This window comes from Pseudomonas sp. Snoq117.2, from assembly GCF_900110545.1.
Classification (GTDB): domain Bacteria; phylum Pseudomonadota; class Gammaproteobacteria; order Pseudomonadales; family Pseudomonadaceae; genus Chryseomonas; species Chryseomonas benzopyrenica.
In genome coordinates this window covers 38,157-52,089 of record NZ_FOED01000001.1, presented here as the reverse complement: position 1 = coordinate 52,089, position 13,933 = coordinate 38,157, and the positions used below count along the sequence as shown (strand labels likewise).

General features: G+C 62.6%; 25 protein-coding genes. 18 read left to right on the top strand and 7 right to left on the bottom strand.

The annotated features are described in order from the left end of the window. Nucleotides 1–291 precede the first annotated feature (291 nt). Genes BMZ43_RS00355 through BMZ43_RS00335 form a run of 5 tightly spaced genes read right to left on the bottom strand, consistent with a single transcriptional unit; the run spans nucleotide 292 to nucleotide 1,740 of the window. Nucleotides 292–552, bottom strand: coding sequence for a hypothetical protein (locus BMZ43_RS00355; RefSeq protein ID WP_093248940.1), 261 nt, complete (start codon nucleotides 550–552; stop codon nucleotides 292–294). Beyond that, nucleotides 549–887, bottom strand: a complete 339-nt coding sequence (locus BMZ43_RS00350) for a response regulator transcription factor (RefSeq protein ID WP_093250924.1) — start codon at nucleotides 885–887, stop codon at nucleotides 549–551. Before BMZ43_RS00350 ends, BMZ43_RS00355 begins: the two co-directional genes overlap by 4 nt. 47 nt (nucleotides 888–934) lie before the next feature. Then, nucleotides 935–1,156: a hypothetical protein gene (locus BMZ43_RS00345; protein WP_093248938.1), complete on the bottom strand. Its 222-nt coding sequence runs from the start codon at nucleotides 1,154–1,156 to the stop codon at nucleotides 935–937. After that, the gene (locus BMZ43_RS00340; protein WP_177344757.1) at nucleotides 1,153–1,377 is read right to left on the bottom strand and encodes a LexA family protein; all 225 of its coding nucleotides are present in this window, start codon (nucleotides 1,375–1,377) and stop codon (nucleotides 1,153–1,155) included. Before BMZ43_RS00340 ends, BMZ43_RS00345 begins: the two co-directional genes overlap by 4 nt. A 60-nt stretch (nucleotides 1,378–1,437) precedes the next feature. Continuing rightward, a complete protein-coding gene (locus BMZ43_RS00335) occupies nucleotides 1,438–1,740 on the bottom strand; it encodes a hypothetical protein (RefSeq protein ID WP_256562843.1) in 303 nt (100 codons plus the stop codon). A gap of 463 nt (nucleotides 1,741–2,203) precedes the next feature. On the opposite strand from BMZ43_RS00335, the gene BMZ43_RS00330 reads away from it, so the two are divergent. Then, the gene (locus BMZ43_RS00330; protein ID WP_093248932.1) at nucleotides 2,204–2,452 is read left to right on the top strand and encodes a hypothetical protein; all 249 of its coding nucleotides are present in this window, start codon (nucleotides 2,204–2,206) and stop codon (nucleotides 2,450–2,452) included. Nucleotides 2,453–2,952: 500 nt separating this feature from the next. Here the strand turns inward: BMZ43_RS00330 and BMZ43_RS00320 are convergent, their stop codons facing one another. Both BMZ43_RS00320 and BMZ43_RS26395 read right to left on the bottom strand, forming a co-directional pair. Continuing rightward, nucleotides 2,953–3,828 (bottom strand): DUF7946 domain-containing protein, encoded by an 876-nt coding sequence (locus BMZ43_RS00320; RefSeq protein WP_093248926.1) that lies wholly within the window; start codon nucleotides 3,826–3,828, stop codon nucleotides 2,953–2,955. 604 nt (nucleotides 3,829–4,432) lie between these two features. Next, a complete protein-coding gene (locus BMZ43_RS26395) occupies nucleotides 4,433–5,134 on the bottom strand; it encodes an XRE family transcriptional regulator (protein WP_256562842.1) in 702 nt (233 codons plus the stop codon). Nucleotides 5,135–5,222: 88 nt separating this feature from the next. Here BMZ43_RS26395 and BMZ43_RS00310 point away from each other — a divergent pair, with 88 nt between their 5' ends. From BMZ43_RS00310 to BMZ43_RS00225, 17 genes are all read left to right on the top strand, one after another. Further along, nucleotides 5,223–5,447, top strand: a complete 225-nt coding sequence (locus BMZ43_RS00310) for a helix-turn-helix domain-containing protein (RefSeq protein ID WP_077172966.1) — start codon at nucleotides 5,223–5,225, stop codon at nucleotides 5,445–5,447. 205 nt (nucleotides 5,448–5,652) lie between these two features. Further along, nucleotides 5,653–6,477, top strand: coding sequence for a YdaU family protein (locus BMZ43_RS26705; RefSeq protein ID WP_218189451.1), 825 nt, complete (start codon nucleotides 5,653–5,655; stop codon nucleotides 6,475–6,477). Further along, nucleotides 6,458–7,261 (top strand): ATP-binding protein, encoded by an 804-nt coding sequence (locus tag BMZ43_RS00290; RefSeq protein WP_093248920.1) that lies wholly within the window; start codon nucleotides 6,458–6,460, stop codon nucleotides 7,259–7,261. Before BMZ43_RS26705 ends, BMZ43_RS00290 begins: the two co-directional genes overlap by 20 nt. Continuing rightward, on the top strand, nucleotides 7,258–7,383 hold the full coding sequence (locus BMZ43_RS26800) for a hypothetical protein (RefSeq protein WP_256562841.1): 126 nt from the start codon (nucleotides 7,258–7,260) through the stop codon (nucleotides 7,381–7,383). The genes BMZ43_RS00290 and BMZ43_RS26800 overlap by 4 nt, the downstream gene beginning before the upstream one ends. Continuing rightward, a complete protein-coding gene (locus BMZ43_RS00285) occupies nucleotides 7,380–7,607 on the top strand; it encodes a hypothetical protein (RefSeq protein WP_093248917.1) in 228 nt (75 codons plus the stop codon). The genes BMZ43_RS26800 and BMZ43_RS00285 overlap by 4 nt, the downstream gene beginning before the upstream one ends. Then, on the top strand, nucleotides 7,600–7,821 hold the full coding sequence (locus BMZ43_RS00280; protein ID WP_093248914.1) for a hypothetical protein: 222 nt from the start codon (nucleotides 7,600–7,602) through the stop codon (nucleotides 7,819–7,821). The genes BMZ43_RS00285 and BMZ43_RS00280 overlap by 8 nt, the downstream gene beginning before the upstream one ends. After that, nucleotides 7,818–8,123 carry a nuclease domain-containing protein gene (locus BMZ43_RS00275; protein ID WP_093248912.1) on the top strand — a complete coding sequence of 102 codons (306 nt, stop codon included), beginning with the start codon at nucleotides 7,818–7,820 and terminating at the stop codon, nucleotides 8,121–8,123. Before BMZ43_RS00280 ends, BMZ43_RS00275 begins: the two co-directional genes overlap by 4 nt. A 142-nt stretch (nucleotides 8,124–8,265) precedes the next feature. Then, the gene (locus tag BMZ43_RS00270) at nucleotides 8,266–8,703 is read left to right on the top strand and encodes a VRR-NUC domain-containing protein (RefSeq protein WP_093248909.1); all 438 of its coding nucleotides are present in this window, start codon (nucleotides 8,266–8,268) and stop codon (nucleotides 8,701–8,703) included. Then, nucleotides 8,700–9,125 (top strand): hypothetical protein, encoded by a 426-nt coding sequence (locus BMZ43_RS00265; RefSeq protein ID WP_093248907.1) that lies wholly within the window; start codon nucleotides 8,700–8,702, stop codon nucleotides 9,123–9,125. Before BMZ43_RS00270 ends, BMZ43_RS00265 begins: the two co-directional genes overlap by 4 nt. Continuing rightward, nucleotides 9,103–9,402 (top strand): hypothetical protein, encoded by a 300-nt coding sequence (locus tag BMZ43_RS00260; RefSeq protein WP_093248905.1) that lies wholly within the window; start codon nucleotides 9,103–9,105, stop codon nucleotides 9,400–9,402. The genes BMZ43_RS00265 and BMZ43_RS00260 overlap by 23 nt, the downstream gene beginning before the upstream one ends. Nucleotides 9,403–9,405: 3 nt before the next feature. Further along, nucleotides 9,406–9,771 (top strand): antiterminator Q family protein, encoded by a 366-nt coding sequence (locus BMZ43_RS00255; protein WP_093248903.1) that lies wholly within the window; start codon nucleotides 9,406–9,408, stop codon nucleotides 9,769–9,771. 353 nt (nucleotides 9,772–10,124) lie between these two features. Further along, a complete protein-coding gene (locus BMZ43_RS00250) occupies nucleotides 10,125–10,421 on the top strand; it encodes a hypothetical protein (RefSeq protein ID WP_093248901.1) in 297 nt (98 codons plus the stop codon). Then, nucleotides 10,421–10,747, top strand: coding sequence for a hypothetical protein (locus BMZ43_RS00245; protein ID WP_093248899.1), 327 nt, complete (start codon nucleotides 10,421–10,423; stop codon nucleotides 10,745–10,747). Before BMZ43_RS00250 ends, BMZ43_RS00245 begins: the two co-directional genes overlap by 1 nt. Further along, nucleotides 10,744–10,995 (top strand): hypothetical protein, encoded by a 252-nt coding sequence (locus tag BMZ43_RS00240; RefSeq protein ID WP_093248897.1) that lies wholly within the window; start codon nucleotides 10,744–10,746, stop codon nucleotides 10,993–10,995. The genes BMZ43_RS00245 and BMZ43_RS00240 overlap by 4 nt, the downstream gene beginning before the upstream one ends. 183 nt (nucleotides 10,996–11,178) lie before the next feature. Next, nucleotides 11,179–11,514, top strand: coding sequence for an HNH endonuclease (locus BMZ43_RS00235; RefSeq protein ID WP_093248895.1), 336 nt, complete (start codon nucleotides 11,179–11,181; stop codon nucleotides 11,512–11,514). A gap of 166 nt (nucleotides 11,515–11,680) precedes the next feature. After that, a complete protein-coding gene (locus BMZ43_RS00230; protein ID WP_093248893.1) occupies nucleotides 11,681–12,250 on the top strand; it encodes a terminase small subunit in 570 nt (189 codons plus the stop codon). Beyond that, nucleotides 12,247–13,932, top strand: a complete 1,686-nt coding sequence (locus BMZ43_RS00225) for a terminase large subunit (protein ID WP_093248891.1) — start codon at nucleotides 12,247–12,249, stop codon at nucleotides 13,930–13,932. Before BMZ43_RS00230 ends, BMZ43_RS00225 begins: the two co-directional genes overlap by 4 nt. Nucleotide 13,933: the final 1 nt, after the last annotated feature.

The following is a 13,933-nucleotide window of genomic DNA, read 5'->3' as shown; positions in this document are numbered from 1 at the left end:
GCCGGCGGTGATGCAGTGCCAGCTCCTGTTGGCGCTTGCCAGCTGACGCGACGTCCGGTCTTCTGCAGCGGAGTGAGCACTACCAGCGACGGAACGCCGGCTCCCGGCACAGAACGCGGCATGCCGACCGCGCAGTGCTCACTCCGATGAAGTCCCCGTGACGTGGGGAATACGGCCTGGCCCTCGGCGGAGGTAGAAGCTGGTGACCAATGCCAGGCTGCCGGTGATGTGCGCTCCGCCGGCTGGCGCTCCTGGGTATCCGCCGGGGCGGCCCGCCAGGTCGGGGCTAGATCAGGTGGAGCGGGGTGGAGTGATCAATTCGTTGAAACGTGACATGTCACGTTTGGCGATCTGATCGGCAGAGTGGATCAGCAGGGTCAGCACCTCGGCGCGCTGCTCGAAGCCGCCGGCGGCGCAGATCCGGTCCAGTGCCTCGGCGGTGCGCTGGTACATCTCGAACGGCATCACCTGGTGGCCCAGGGCGGCCAGGCGCTCGGCCTCGCGCTTTCGCTGATCGGCCTTCCGCTCGGCGGCAGTCTTCGGTGTGGTCATGCGTAGATCTCCGGGGCTTCAGCGCGGCGCATCATCCGGACCTGGGCGGTGCGCCGCTCCGGCGCGCGGCGGTCGCGGCGCATCGGGTCTTCATCGAGGGCGGCATGGGCCACCACCAGGGCGGCCAGTGCCAGGCACAGCGGGCTGATGATCTGGCGCTTCATAGCCTCGGCAACCAGCTGCGGGGCGCGCTGCACGCCCAGCTTGAACATCGCGCTGCTCACCCGCTTGGTGACGGTCATGGGGGCGATCGCCATGTCCCGGGCGATCTGCTTGTGAGTCAGGCCGCTGGCCAGGCCCATCACGCATTCCAGTTCTCGGGGAGCCAGGCCCATGCCCAGGCGTCCTTGCCATTGCCCGAATTCGATCACGGTGTGGATCCTTACGCCGCCGCGGCGTGGCACTGGTGTTGGTGGAGGAGTTCTTCGAAGCCCGCCAGCGTGCGTTGGAAGTAGAGCTTCAGGCCGGGAGTGGATGCCTGCTGCATCTCGCGCCGGTACATCGCGGCGAGGTCTTCAACGTGCGGCAGGATGTTCAGGTACAGGGTGGCCGGCGTGGCCGCTTCAATCTGGGCGCGCAGCCAGGCGACGTAGTGCTGATTCATGACGAGCTCCTTAGGACCTGTATGCCTCGGGCAGTGCCGGGGATCAGCTTCACGTAGCCTTTCTTCTCCAGGGCCACCAGGTGCTCCTGCGGCCCGTTGTGCGAGGCCATTCCCAGCAACTCGGCCAGCTCTGCCCGGGTAGGCGGGTAGAGGTTCTCGTGCATGAAGGCCTCAACGGCCAACAGCACCTTCCATTGGCCCTCTGTCAGATCGTTGGCCATGTCGGCCTCCTGTTCGTTTGGCATCCCGCAGCCGCCTCATGGAAGCGGCTGAAGTGATGCTCAGTCGATTCGAGCAAACTCGTGGTAGCTGCCAGGTACTGCGAAGAACTGACCGGTCTTCTCGTGGCAGGCCGTGTCCCAGAACTCCGGGGCTGTCTGTAGCCGGTAACCTGGCGCCATGCCGACGATCTCTTCCTTTGCGAACTTATCGATCCGTGCCTGAACCTCTGCCGGGGTAGGGAAGCGGCCGAAGCCCATCGAGATGGTTGCTACGCCGCGTCGAGCTTTGCGCCCGCCGGCTTCCTCGATGACATGCACCTTGAGCTCAACCTCTACCGGCCCGTTGGGGCTTTTCTCGTCCATTGCTGCGTCCTCGGTTGTTTTCCCGGCTGGCCCTGACCATCCAAGGCCAGCGAGGAAAACTGCTCTCCGCCACGCGCATCGCCGGGGTCGTCCCTCAGGCCATCGCGCCTACAGGGCGGTGGATGGCTGGCTTGCGTGGCTTCGCTCGGCAGGGTGTATTGCCGAGGCCAGTACCAGAGCTGGCATGGGAGCCGAAATTTGTAGCCCGCGCTGTACGCCTGGTGGCGGATCGGCTCGCGGGGGTCTCGAATTGTGTAAAGAGCAGGGCGGCTTTCGCTGCCGGGCAGTTGTCGCTGCCTGTGATCGAATAATCACGAATTGTGATTCATACGTCAACACGTAATGTGATTATTTTTCCCGGCCGTGATTGGTGAGGGCCTGCAGCGTGCTTGCCCGACAAGCTGTGATTAGAAGGGGAAGGCCAGGCGTATCATGACGCCCGCATCAGATCAGGAGATGACCCATGTCCTACAGCCTCGCCGACCTTCCCATGGACGAACGCCGCGCCATGGAGGAGCACAAGGCCGAGCTGTTCGAGTTCTGGAAAGCGAACAAGGAGCGCTGCTACGGCGATGCCGCGCTGAAGGAGAAGAAAGGGAAGGGCTGGCGCGCCTGGGCCGATCTGGAGCTGGCCGGCATGGAGCCGCAGCAGTACCGCAACATGGTGACGGCTGAGATGAACCGGCTACAGAGTGGTAAGCCGCGGGAGTAGGAGCGAAAGTCGCTGCTCCCGATCTTTGCTACAAGTCTTTTCCATTCACTGCCCGCCTGCTACCAGCGACTATCTTCCAAATAGTAAGACTTAGCTGAGGTGGCATATGGAAAGGTTGAGAGATCGTCTCGCTGCGCTTCGTCCTCCTATTGGCCATTTTCTGGAATGGAGAGAGGATGGGCTCCTGATCACGCTCCTAGATCCATCGCTACCGGCCAAGGTATCAAGGCTGGTTGATCGTAAGCACATGGGAGACGCTCAATACCTCAACCTGATTGTGCTACATGCTGTAAACGAACTCCGGAGCAAAGGCTCACTGGTGCCCTTGGAGGCCGATACCGTCCTCGTCAAACAGGGGGCGGAGGCGTCGGCAGAGACTTAGGGCTGATGGCGCGATGGCAAAGCGTACGGCGTTTTTGGTAAGACAAGCCGATGCAGTGCGGGCAGCTGCGGAGCAGGGCAGCCAGATACAGAAAGCCCGGCACTGGGCCGGGCTCTAATCAGGTAGCGTCGGAGATGAAAAGCTTCGTTATGACGCCATTCTTTAGCATGGCTTTTGCCGTCACGCGAACCGGCCTGCCTGTAGCGAACGCATCAAGGTAAGGGTTCGGCACCAAAGTAGCTACAGGGTCAGTGATGTCGCAGGAGATGCGCCTGGGCGATCCGTCATCTTCGACTGACTCCTCAGTGTCCTCTTCGGTGAAGCTGATTTTGCACGTCTTCGTGATTCGGTCCAGGCCTGATATCACGATAGAATATTTCCGCTCGGGAAGTATTTCTGCTGGCTCTGCAGACAAGATTGCTTCTTTCTCTGCCAATCCAATGGAGCTTTGCTTTCCTGACTTACCGTAAAGATCTATCCGGTCGCAGGTCTCGCCTATGGGCGCCACTGATTTTTTGACAGATGGCTGCAGCGCGTCGGCAAGCTTGTCGACGGTATCCATCAGTCGCTCGACATACTTCTGATTGAAGCCGAGCTGTTTTTCGAACAGTTCGCGAAGGTGCTTCATCTCTTCTTTGTTGCCGCTATTGCGCTGATAAATGTGGTTGAGAACAAGGGTTATGACTACCCCTCCAAGGCCTTGGAAAACCCCGTTTGTCGTCGCCCATGCTACAACACCAGCGATGCTCACGCACTTGGCTTTGGGCTCTCTTACGTAAGCCTTGGCATTCAGGGCTTGCATCTGCTTGGCGTACTGACCAGTGGTCGCAAAATGGGCAGCCACAGCATAGATTCGACTGAATCCATCGAGAGATTCCGCCAAGGAAGCCATGTCGATGTGATGACGCTCGGCATCTCTGCCTTCGTACCTGATCTCAAATGGATAATCTGGTTCGTCTTCGGCTATGAATGCGTCTATCTGATTAACGTCCATTTAGCGATCCTTCCTATTGTTCGATCAATCGGAGTAGTTGGCCCGCAAAAAGCCCCGCCAGCCCCATCGTCATCACTATCGCAAAAGCCTCAAGCACCTTTGCTACCTTCCTGGATAACTCCCCCATGAGCCCCTCCTGGGCGCTATGACGCCCTCAGGCTTCTGGTGCCTGGACCGACCAGACCCATCCTTGGTCTGGATCTAGTTTCAGATAGTAGGTCGTTAGGGTTGGCAGCGAGCCCAGCGTGCCGGGCGAAGAGCCGACCTGGAACGAGCTATGTGGCCAAGCATAGGTCTGGCCCTGTACGGGGCCGTCGATGATCGGAAGAGCGATGTAGGGATCTCGCCCCAGATTCCCAGTTTCCATTTGCACTCCTAGTCAATATGCCTGGCGTTTAGTCCTACCACTCCTTTCCTCTCAGCCCTTTCATGGCCTTCTTCACGGCCTCGTGCCTACCCGTCCTGGCCAGATGCGCTACCAGAGGTCGAACATGAAGAATGAGAGGAGAACCAGCGCAATGGCGCCGAATGCTGCGGCAAACAGCACACCACCGACGTAGGCCACGCTCTTCCTAGACATGCTCTGCTCCTCTACCCGCAGGGGCTACTCCATCTTCCTGACGTTCAGCCCGATCAGCACGCGTGCGTGGATGCTGATGTCCGCCAGGTTGGCTTCCCAGTGGTCGTACTTGGCGCGATTGTCCGAGATGACCCGAACCCGGCCAGGGCCAATGTGCTGCAGGCGCTTGATGTGGGCCATATTGTCGAAGCTGAAGACGTACACACCATCCTTGGTCATACCGTCGACGCCGCGATCGACCATCAGTGGATCCCCATCGCAAAAGGTGGGCTCCATGCTGTCACCGAACCCAGTGATCACGGCCAGATTCGGTACGCCGGTGTGATTTAGGCGCTGCTGGCGTACCCACTCGCGATCAATCACCAGTTGCTGGACGATCTCCAGGTGTTCGGGCACTACGATCCCCGGTCCCATCGACGCCTGGATGTCGAACTGCGGGATCACCAGGAAGCGCTCATCCACAATCGCGGGCGAGACCTCGGCAATCACCGGTCGAGCATAGCTCTTGCCATCCGATAGGAGCTGGGCAGGGTCAATGCGCAGCACCTTGGCCATCAGCGAGATGTCTTCCAAGGTTGGTTCACGGGTGTCCTTTTCGTAGTTGGCCACTCTCGACTGAGATGCCCACCCGCAGGCCTGAGCCAGCTTCGCCTGGGACATCTTCGCCTCATTCCTATAGTGCGCAATGCGCGATCCGAGCGTCTTCATGGGCGCGATGTTAATCACGGAGTGAAATGCTTTCCGCTCACTTATTGTGATTGCCTCAAACACGATATGTGATTATCCTGGGCATACCTATCACAGGAGTCCGTCGATGAACCGCATCGCTGAGTTCAGGGAGGCCGCGGGCATCACCCAGGCGGCGCTGTACCGGAAGCTCAACTGGAAGCAATCCAGGTTGGCCAACTATGAGTCGGGTGCTCGTCCGCTGAAGCTCGACGACGCTCGGTTGATTGTGAAGGCCCTTAACGCGCTGGGCGCCAAGTGCACCTTGGACAAGGTGTTTCCACCCAAGGCCCGGGCTCAAGAGGCCGCCTGACCATGGAACCCATTATCCGCGTTATGGCCTTGCGCCAGCAGTCACGCGGGATAGCTGTGATTCCGTCCAGTACGCGAATCGCAGGCATAAAAAAGCCCGGCGGCAACCGGGCTTTCGATACAGCAACTCTGTCTAGGAGCGAGCCGAGTATGAACCACCTGCCTTCTGCAATCAACCAGGCCACCTACAAGCTGCAAGGTGCCGCATGAACTACTACAGCCACAACATCGGCGACTACGCCCAGGCAACCATGCACCTGACGCTTGTAGAGGACGCCGTCTACAGCCGCCTCCTGCGCCGTTACTACGCCGAAGAGCAGCCCATTGCCGCCGACCTGGTGATGGTATGCCGCTGGGTGGGCGCCCGTACCAGCGAAGAGAAGGAGGCCGTCCAGGTCGTGCTGGGTGAGTTCTTCGAGCTGGAGAACGGGGTGTACCGCAATAAGCGGGCGGATCTGGAAATCCAGGCCTACCACGCCAAGGCAGAAACCAACCGGTTAAACGGCAAGAAGGGTGGGCGCCCCTCTCAGAAACCCAAAGAAACCCAGTCGGTTATTTCTGGGTTAGCGAATGGAACCCAGGAGGAACCCAGTCGTAACCCTAACCAAGAACCAGTAACCAAGAACCAAGAACCGGAGCTCCCCCTAGCCCCCAAGGGGGAAGGCGACGCGCTGGTTCCTGATGCTGGTGTCGAGCAGATCAACCCGATGTTCGACCAGTTCTGGGCGAAGTACCCCAACAAGACCTGCAAGGCGAAGGCCCGGGCGAAGTGGGACAAGCTCAATCCTGATGACGCCCTGTTCGCCCAAATCATGGCCGGCCTGGATCGCCAGTGCGCCAGCGCCGCCTGGGTGAAAGACGGCGGCCAGTTCGTTCCCCATCCCACCACCTGGCTGAACGGCGAGCGCTGGAACGACGAAGTCCGCGCTGCGGGCAACGTCCACCACCTGGGCAGCCGCCACGTCGGCCTGAACGACCAAGACTATTCCCGCGATCTGGAGGCCAACGGCGATGGCACCTACCGGTTTTAACTCGTTGCTCGAACGCACCCAGCGCCTGGCTGGCATCGTCGGCCAGGAACAAGCCAGCTGCGATCGCCATGGTACCTACGAGGCCCAGGTCTTCCGCGATGAGCGCCGCTCCGGCTGCCCGGTCTGTGCAGAGGAAGTCCGCGAGAAGCGCGAGGCAGAGGAGTGGGCCGCCCAGCGCCGCCAAGGCGCCGTGGCCAAGCTGGAGCGCCGCCTGGGCAGCGCCATGATCCCGCCACGCTTCACCGGCAAGACCTTCGAGTCCTACCGCGCCGAGACCGCCGAGCAGAAGAAGGCCCTGGCCTCCTGCCGCCGCTACGCCGAGCAGTTCACCGAGAACGCCCAGGGCGGCCGCTGCATGTTGCTGCTGGGCAAGACCGGCACCGGCAAGACCCACCTGGCTGCGGCAGTCGCGCAGCACGTCATCCGCGAGCACGGCGCCACGGCGATCTACACCACCGTCAGCCGCATCTGCCAGCACATCAAGGGCAGCTTCGGCAGCGACGCCGGCTACACCGAGGCCCAGGCCATCGAGCTGTTCGCCCAGGCCGACCTGCTGGTGATCGACGAGGTAGGCGCCAGCCGCGACAACGACTTCGAGCGCATGAGCATCTTCGAGGTGGTGAACAAGCGCTACGAGGAGATGAAGCCCACCGTCCTGGTCTCGAACCTTTCCGCTGCCAAGTTCGAAGCGAGCGTCGGCGACCGCACTGCTGATCGCCTGCGCGAGGGTGGGGGCTTCGTCCTGCTGTTCGAGTGGGAAAGCGCTCGGCGAGGTGCCGCATGAAGGCCTGCTGGATGGTCCTGCTGCCCAATCGCGCGCCCTTCGCAATGGTCGGCGCCCAAATCAACCGCGACGAGGCCCTGACCTGCGCTCGCATCATCTGGCCGGAGGCCGACGTAGCATGATGTTCACCGAGCAAGAAGTGCTGGAAGAGCGCCGCCTGGCCTATGACCAGGGCTTCAACCGCGGCAGCGGCATGGACCCCAAGGTCCAGCACACTGAGGCCTACATCCACTTCCGCGAGCAGGAGCTGGCTCAGCCGGTGAAGCGCAAAGCACCGGCACCGCGCCGTGCCTTCGGCGACATGCTGGGCGACATCCAGGGGCGGGAGGATCAGGGCGATGAGTAACCTGATCACCGGCATCATCGTCGGCATGCTCCTCATGGTGGCCATCAACGCCTGGCGTGGCCGTGACGACACGGATAGCCCCAGTCAGCGCAGCAACATGCGCTTGCATACCGATCACAAGACTGGCCTGCAGTACCTCAGCGCTCCAGGTGGCGGCCTGACCCCTCGCATGGGCATTGACGGCAAGCAGATGCGAATCGAGGTGTCTGAATGAGCCGCGCCCAATCCAGGAAGCTCCGCGACAGCGCCCGTGGCCAGGAATGCACCCTGCGCATCCCAGGCGTCTGCAACTTCAACCCCGAGACCACGGTGCTGGCCCACATCGCCTGCGGCCAGAAGGGCATGGGCCTGAAGAGCCCGGACAACATGGCCGTGTTCGCCTGCAGCTGCTGCCATGACCTGCTGGACGGCCGCCGCCAGGGCGAGCTGGATCAGCGCGATGTGATCCGGGCCCTGGGCGAAACCCAGGCCATCTGGATCAGCCAGGGCCTGATGACGATCAAGGGGGCGGCATGAACCGCGCCAGTTTGAAGCCTCACATCTGCTTTCACACCGGTCTCTGGTGGTGCTCTCTCCTGCGCATGCCCTCCCATGGGAGCTGGGTGGTCACCGCGCACTCGACTCCGATGGGCGCCTATCAGGCGTGGAGGGAGGCCGCATGACCGCTGCACTCAAGCCCTGGGCCGCCCCTCGCGAGACCCGCACCCGCAAGAAGCCCGCCGACTGGGAAGGTATCGAACAGACCCAACTGTTCACCTGGCTGGAGCTGGCCTTCCCCAAGGAGGCGAAGTCGATCTACCACGTGCCCAACGGTGGCCACCGCCACAAGGCCACGGCCGGCAAGCTGAAAGGGCAGGGCGTGCGCGCCGGGATGCCGGACATCAACGTCGACATCGCTCGGGGCGGCTACTTCGGGATGCGGATCGAGTTCAAGGCCACTCCGCCGCACGACGCCGCCGTATCGGCTACCCAGCTGGCCGCGCTCCAGCGCCTGACCGACCAGGGCTACCTGGCCATCGTTTGCCGTGGTGTGCATGACGCCCGCGAGCACCTGACCGCTTATCTCCGCCTGCCTGCTACCGAGGCCCGCCCATGAACCACCCAGCACAAGACCTGGCCGGCCTGGCCCGGCAGATCCTCGGCCACTCGCTGGTCGTTCTCCTCAGCCACCACGACCAGGCCTATCGAGCCGCGCCGGGCAATGCCCGCGAGCTGATCGCCGAGATGGCTGCCCTGTCTGCCCAGCGCCTGGCCGCCGCCACTGATGAAGAGCTGCGCCGGCGGTGGCAGGTACTGGAAGAGCAGCGGAGCCAGTGCTTTGGCCGGATCTCTGCCGCCCAGGGCCTGCGCTCGGGTCGCGGTCGTGGTGACCGGTTCAGGTCCTGGCGCGACACCAGCACCATCGACCGCGCCGCAGAAGAGAAGGCGCAGCGTGACATGTCACGTTTTCAGACCGAGAAGGACCTGATCACCGAGGAGATCGACCGGAGGGCCAATGCGCAAGCAGCACGGGCCTGACCTCACCCGCAAGGTGAAGCCGATTTCGCGCTGCGTGACATGTCACGGGCGCGGCGTCACCAAGGGCGTCTTCTACGAGATGGCCTGCGACACCTGCGCCGGCACTGGCTGGGTCGACCACGCCACCGGCCAGGCGATGCCCGCCGAGGATCTGGTCTTCACCCTGAGTCACCGCCTTCTGCACCTGGAACAGCAGCTGGCCACCCTGCAGCGGACGCAGCCCTACGAATCGAGCAACCGCCGCGGCCCGCACGGCTCGCACTTCACCGGAGACTGAACCATGCGAAACATCAGCAGCTGCTACCTCCTCCGGCAATGGGGTATCTGGAGCCGCATCCAGGCCAGCATCGCCACCTACATCTGCCCGACCTATGCGCTGATGCGTGACAACGTCGCCACCGAGTCGCTGCCTACGCCGGACATCGATGACTTGGAGGCGCTCTGGGTAGATCGGATGCTGTCCGTCCTGAAGGAGCGGGACCCGCAGTGCTTCCGCGCCGTGTGGCACTACTACCGATTCGATGGCCTGACCTACCGCAAGCTCGGGATGATGATGGGGATCACCCATGTGAAGGCCGCTGAGTTGGTGAAGTCAGGCGAGGCCTGGCTGGACGGTCGTCTATCGGCGGTATGCGAAGCGGCATGATTGATATGTTTCACGAATCGTTGACAGTGGATTACAACACCTATACGATTTATTCCATGCTGCGATAGCTGCCTGAGCAGAGCGCAACACACTAGAGACCCCGGCCACCGTGCCGGGGTTTTTGCGTTTGGGGGAATGCTTCAGCTGAGGCTGAAAACCCAGAGCTGGGGTGCGGGCCCAGCCCCCTGATCTAAGCATGGTGGCAGCGCCCATGCGTCCCACGAAGTCGCGAGGACTGGGACGACAACATCTGCCCGCCGGGGAAGCGCCGGCATCATTCATAGGCTCGCATCTGCGGGCCTTTTTCATGCCTGGAAGAGGGCAACACCTAGAGGGCAACACCAGTGGATCAAATGCTGGAGGCCATTCTGCTGTGGTGCATGCCTGGCCTTCTCGGCGGCTTCGGCGGTGTGATCAGCTACTTCTGGCCACCCACCACCGAAATGCGCTTCTCCGCGAAGAGCTTCGCCATCAAGTTCCTGTCGGCCTTCTTCGTCGGCAAGGTGTGCGGCTACTTCATACCCATGACCAACGAATACCGCTCGGGCTACCTAATGGTGTTCGGGTTCTGCGCCTACCCCGTGCTAGGGATGCTCGAAGTAAAGGTGAAGGGCGCGCTGGAGCGGTTCAACCCGCCTGGAGCCAACTGATGCTGCTGATCTCGATTGCCGCTGTGGTGGCCTACGGCCTGGTCATTGCCCGGTGCATCTGGTTCGCCGCCAACGGCAACCGGTTCCGCCAGGATGACCGGACCGAGGTGATGTTCATCGTCACTGCCTCGACGCTGTACGTGCTGGCTCACCTGGCCCTGTGGCTGATGGAGCCCTGGAAGCTGGTGAACAACAGCATGGCCAGCGCCCTGGTGGTAGGCCACACGATCTTCTGTGGAGCCTACTTCTTCCGCCGGATCGGCGCGCTGGTGGATGGCCGCGACCGTCGCCAGCTGCAGCGCCGGGTGAGGAGGGCGCACGGATGAGACAGGCACGAACCGTCTTCCGCTGGGTCTTGGCCTTGGTAGTGGTGTTCCTGGTGGGTACCGGCTCTGGCTACGTCACCCGCACCTGGGAATGCCGCAACACGCTGCAGACGATCTGGGTGGCTGCGCCTGGCTTCGATGCCGGGACTATGCAGTTGCCGGCCAAGCTGTACCGCCTACAGGTCACAGCCTGCACGCTGCCAGAGCAATGGGGCGGACATCGCGAGCCGCTGGAGGGTTACCCGTGAGCGAGCCTAAGCCGCCCGCGCCTACCGAGTACGTTCGCCGGAACAAGCTGCCACCGCCCGAGCCACCGCCGATGCGCACGCAAGGCCCGCGCGGGATCGACTGGATGCCACTGACTATTGTCGGTTTCGCAGTCATGTTCGGTGTCCTCGTTGGCATCGCAATGGCAGGAGGGTGAACGTGACATGTCACGCCTAACGACTCTCAAGCCACGACTCGGCACTCAAGGCGGCCGAGTGGCAGTCATGCAACCCGGGTCATGGCGTACCGACAAGCAGACAGCCGCCCAGCGTGGCTACGACCACAAGTGGCGGAAGGCGCGGGAACGACACCTGGCTGACCATCCGCTCTGCATCTATTGCCAGCGACAGGGTCTCGTGACTGCGGCGAACGTCGTCGACCACATTGTCCCGCACCGCGGTGACATGTCTCTGTTCTGGGACCAGTCGAACTGGCAGAGCCTCTGCGGTCCGTGCCACAGCTCGGCGAAGCAGCGTGAGGAGCAGGCCGGCCTGGTCTGATCCCGCGATCGGTTGTGGCACGCCCGAGCCCCTGAATGCGCACCAAAAGGGTGCAAAATAGGGATTTGCTATGACCAGGGGGCCCCAAAAATATGGGCTCTATCGGCATACGAGACCACCTGGTCCCCCACGCACAGATTTTTTTCCTCCCACAGGTTTTTGTTAAATGGCCCTCACCCCCAAGAAGCGCGCCTTCATCGACGCGGTCAGGGGAGGTGCGTCCAACAAAGACGCGGCGATAGCCGCTGGGTGCTCGCCGAAAACCGCGTCGGCAGCGGGTTCGCGCATGGCGAAAGATCCCGATGTGATGCTGGAGCTACACAAGCTCAACGCCCTGTTCCCGAATGGAGGCGGTGTTAAAGCAGATGTTAAAGCTGGTGTTAAAGCCGAGCGTCCCAAGCGGACGCCCAAGGCGTCGGCCGAGCCAACCCAGCAGCCTGAAGACGACGCCGAGGCCGAGGAGGGCGATGAGGATGAGCCGGCCGGCTTCGACCTGGCCAGGGCGCTGACCCATTCCGACCCCAAGGATTTCCTGCTGGCCGTCATGAACGACGGCGGCACTGATCCGAAGCTTCGGGTAGACGCAGCGAAAGCGCTGATGCCCTTCATCCACCAGCGCCGTGGCGAGGGTGGCAAGAAGGAGCAGGCGAAAGAGAAAGCCGGCCAGGTCGCTGGGGGCAAGTTCGGCCCGCGTCCGCAGCCGCAGCTCAAGGCGGTGCCGGGCGGTAGGCCGTGAAGTGGTCAACCTCGTGCACCGATTGGGAGCGCCGGATCGTTGCCCGTGAATCGCTGATCCCACAGGCGCCGCTCTTCCCGGACCAGGCCGCCGAGGCGCTGGAGGTGTTCGGGCAGCTGCGCATGGTGGATGCCACCGGCAGCCCGCTGATGTGCGAGACCGTCCGTCCTTGGGTGAACGAGTTCGTCGCCGCGATCTTCGGTGCCTACGATGCCGAGACCGGGCGACGGATGATCACCGAGTTCCTGCTGCTGATCAGCAAGAAGAACGGAAAGTCGACCATCGCCGCCGGCATCATGCTGACGGCGCTGATCCTCAACTGGCGACCCTCCGGCGAGTTCGTGATCATAGCGCCGACGAAGGAGATCGCCGACAACAGCTACATCCCGATCCGGGACATGGTCGGCGCCGACGAAGAGCTGAAAGAGCTCATCCAGGTGCAGAACCACATCCGGACCGTGACCCACCGCGTCACTGGCGCCACGCTCAAGGTCGTGGCGGCCGACAGCGAGACCGTATCGGGCAAGAAGGCCATCGGTGTCTTCATCGACGAACTCTGGGTATTCGGCAAGCGCAACAATGCCGAGGCGATGCTGCGGGAAGCTACCGGCGGCCTGGCATCGCGCCCCGAGGGATTCATCATCTGGGCTACCACCCAGGCGGACGACCCACCCGCCGGCGTCTTCCGGCAAAAGCTGCTCTACGCCCGCCAGGTACGGGATGGCGTGATCGTCGACAAGTCATTCCTGCCGGTGCTGTACGAGTTTCCCAAGGCCATGCTTGACGCCGGCGCCCACCGGGACGCCGCTAACGCCTACGTGACCAACCCCAACCTGGGACTGTCGGTCGATGAGGCTTTCATCGAGCGCGGCTACGCCCAGGCGCAGCTGGACGGCGAGGAGTCGTTCCGCGGCTTCCTGGCCAAGCACCTGAACGTCGAGATCGGCCTGGCGCTGCGCTCGGATCGGTGGGCCGGCGCCGAGTTCTGGGAGCAGCAGGCGGTCGCGTACTGCCAGTCCCTGGACGACCTGATCGAGCGCTCTGAGGTAATCGTCGCCGGTATCGACGGCGGTGGCCTAGACGACCTGTTGGGCGCTGCCTTCATCGGCCGAGAGCGCGGCACTCGCCTCTGGCTCACTTGGACACATGCCTGGGCCCATCCCTCTGTACTGGAGCGTCGCAAGTCCGAGGCACCGCGCTTCCGCGACTTCGCCAACGATGGCCACCTCACCCTGGTGGAGACCATCGGGGACGACGTCGAGGAGCTGGCCGACATGGTCGCTCAGATCGAGCGCGCCGGCCTGCTGGACAAGGCCGGCGTCGACCCGGCTGGCATCGACGCAATCCTCGACGCCTTGGCGGCTGCCGGGGTGCCGGCGGACAAGATCATCGGCATCTCGCAGGGCTGGCGCCTGGGTGGAGCCATCAAGTCCACCGAGCGCCGCCTGGCCGAGGGGACGATGGTGCACGGCGGCCAGCCGATGATGGCCTGGTGCTGCGGAAACGCCCGGGTAGAACCCCGGGGCAACTCGATCCTGATCACGAAACAGGCCAGCGGCTCGGCCAAGATCGACCCGCTGATGGCGGTCTTCAACGCTGTATCGCTGATGTCGCTCAACCCCGAGGCCAAGGGCGGGCTGGATGACTACCTGAACAACGGCTTCTTCGGACTCGTAGGCTGAC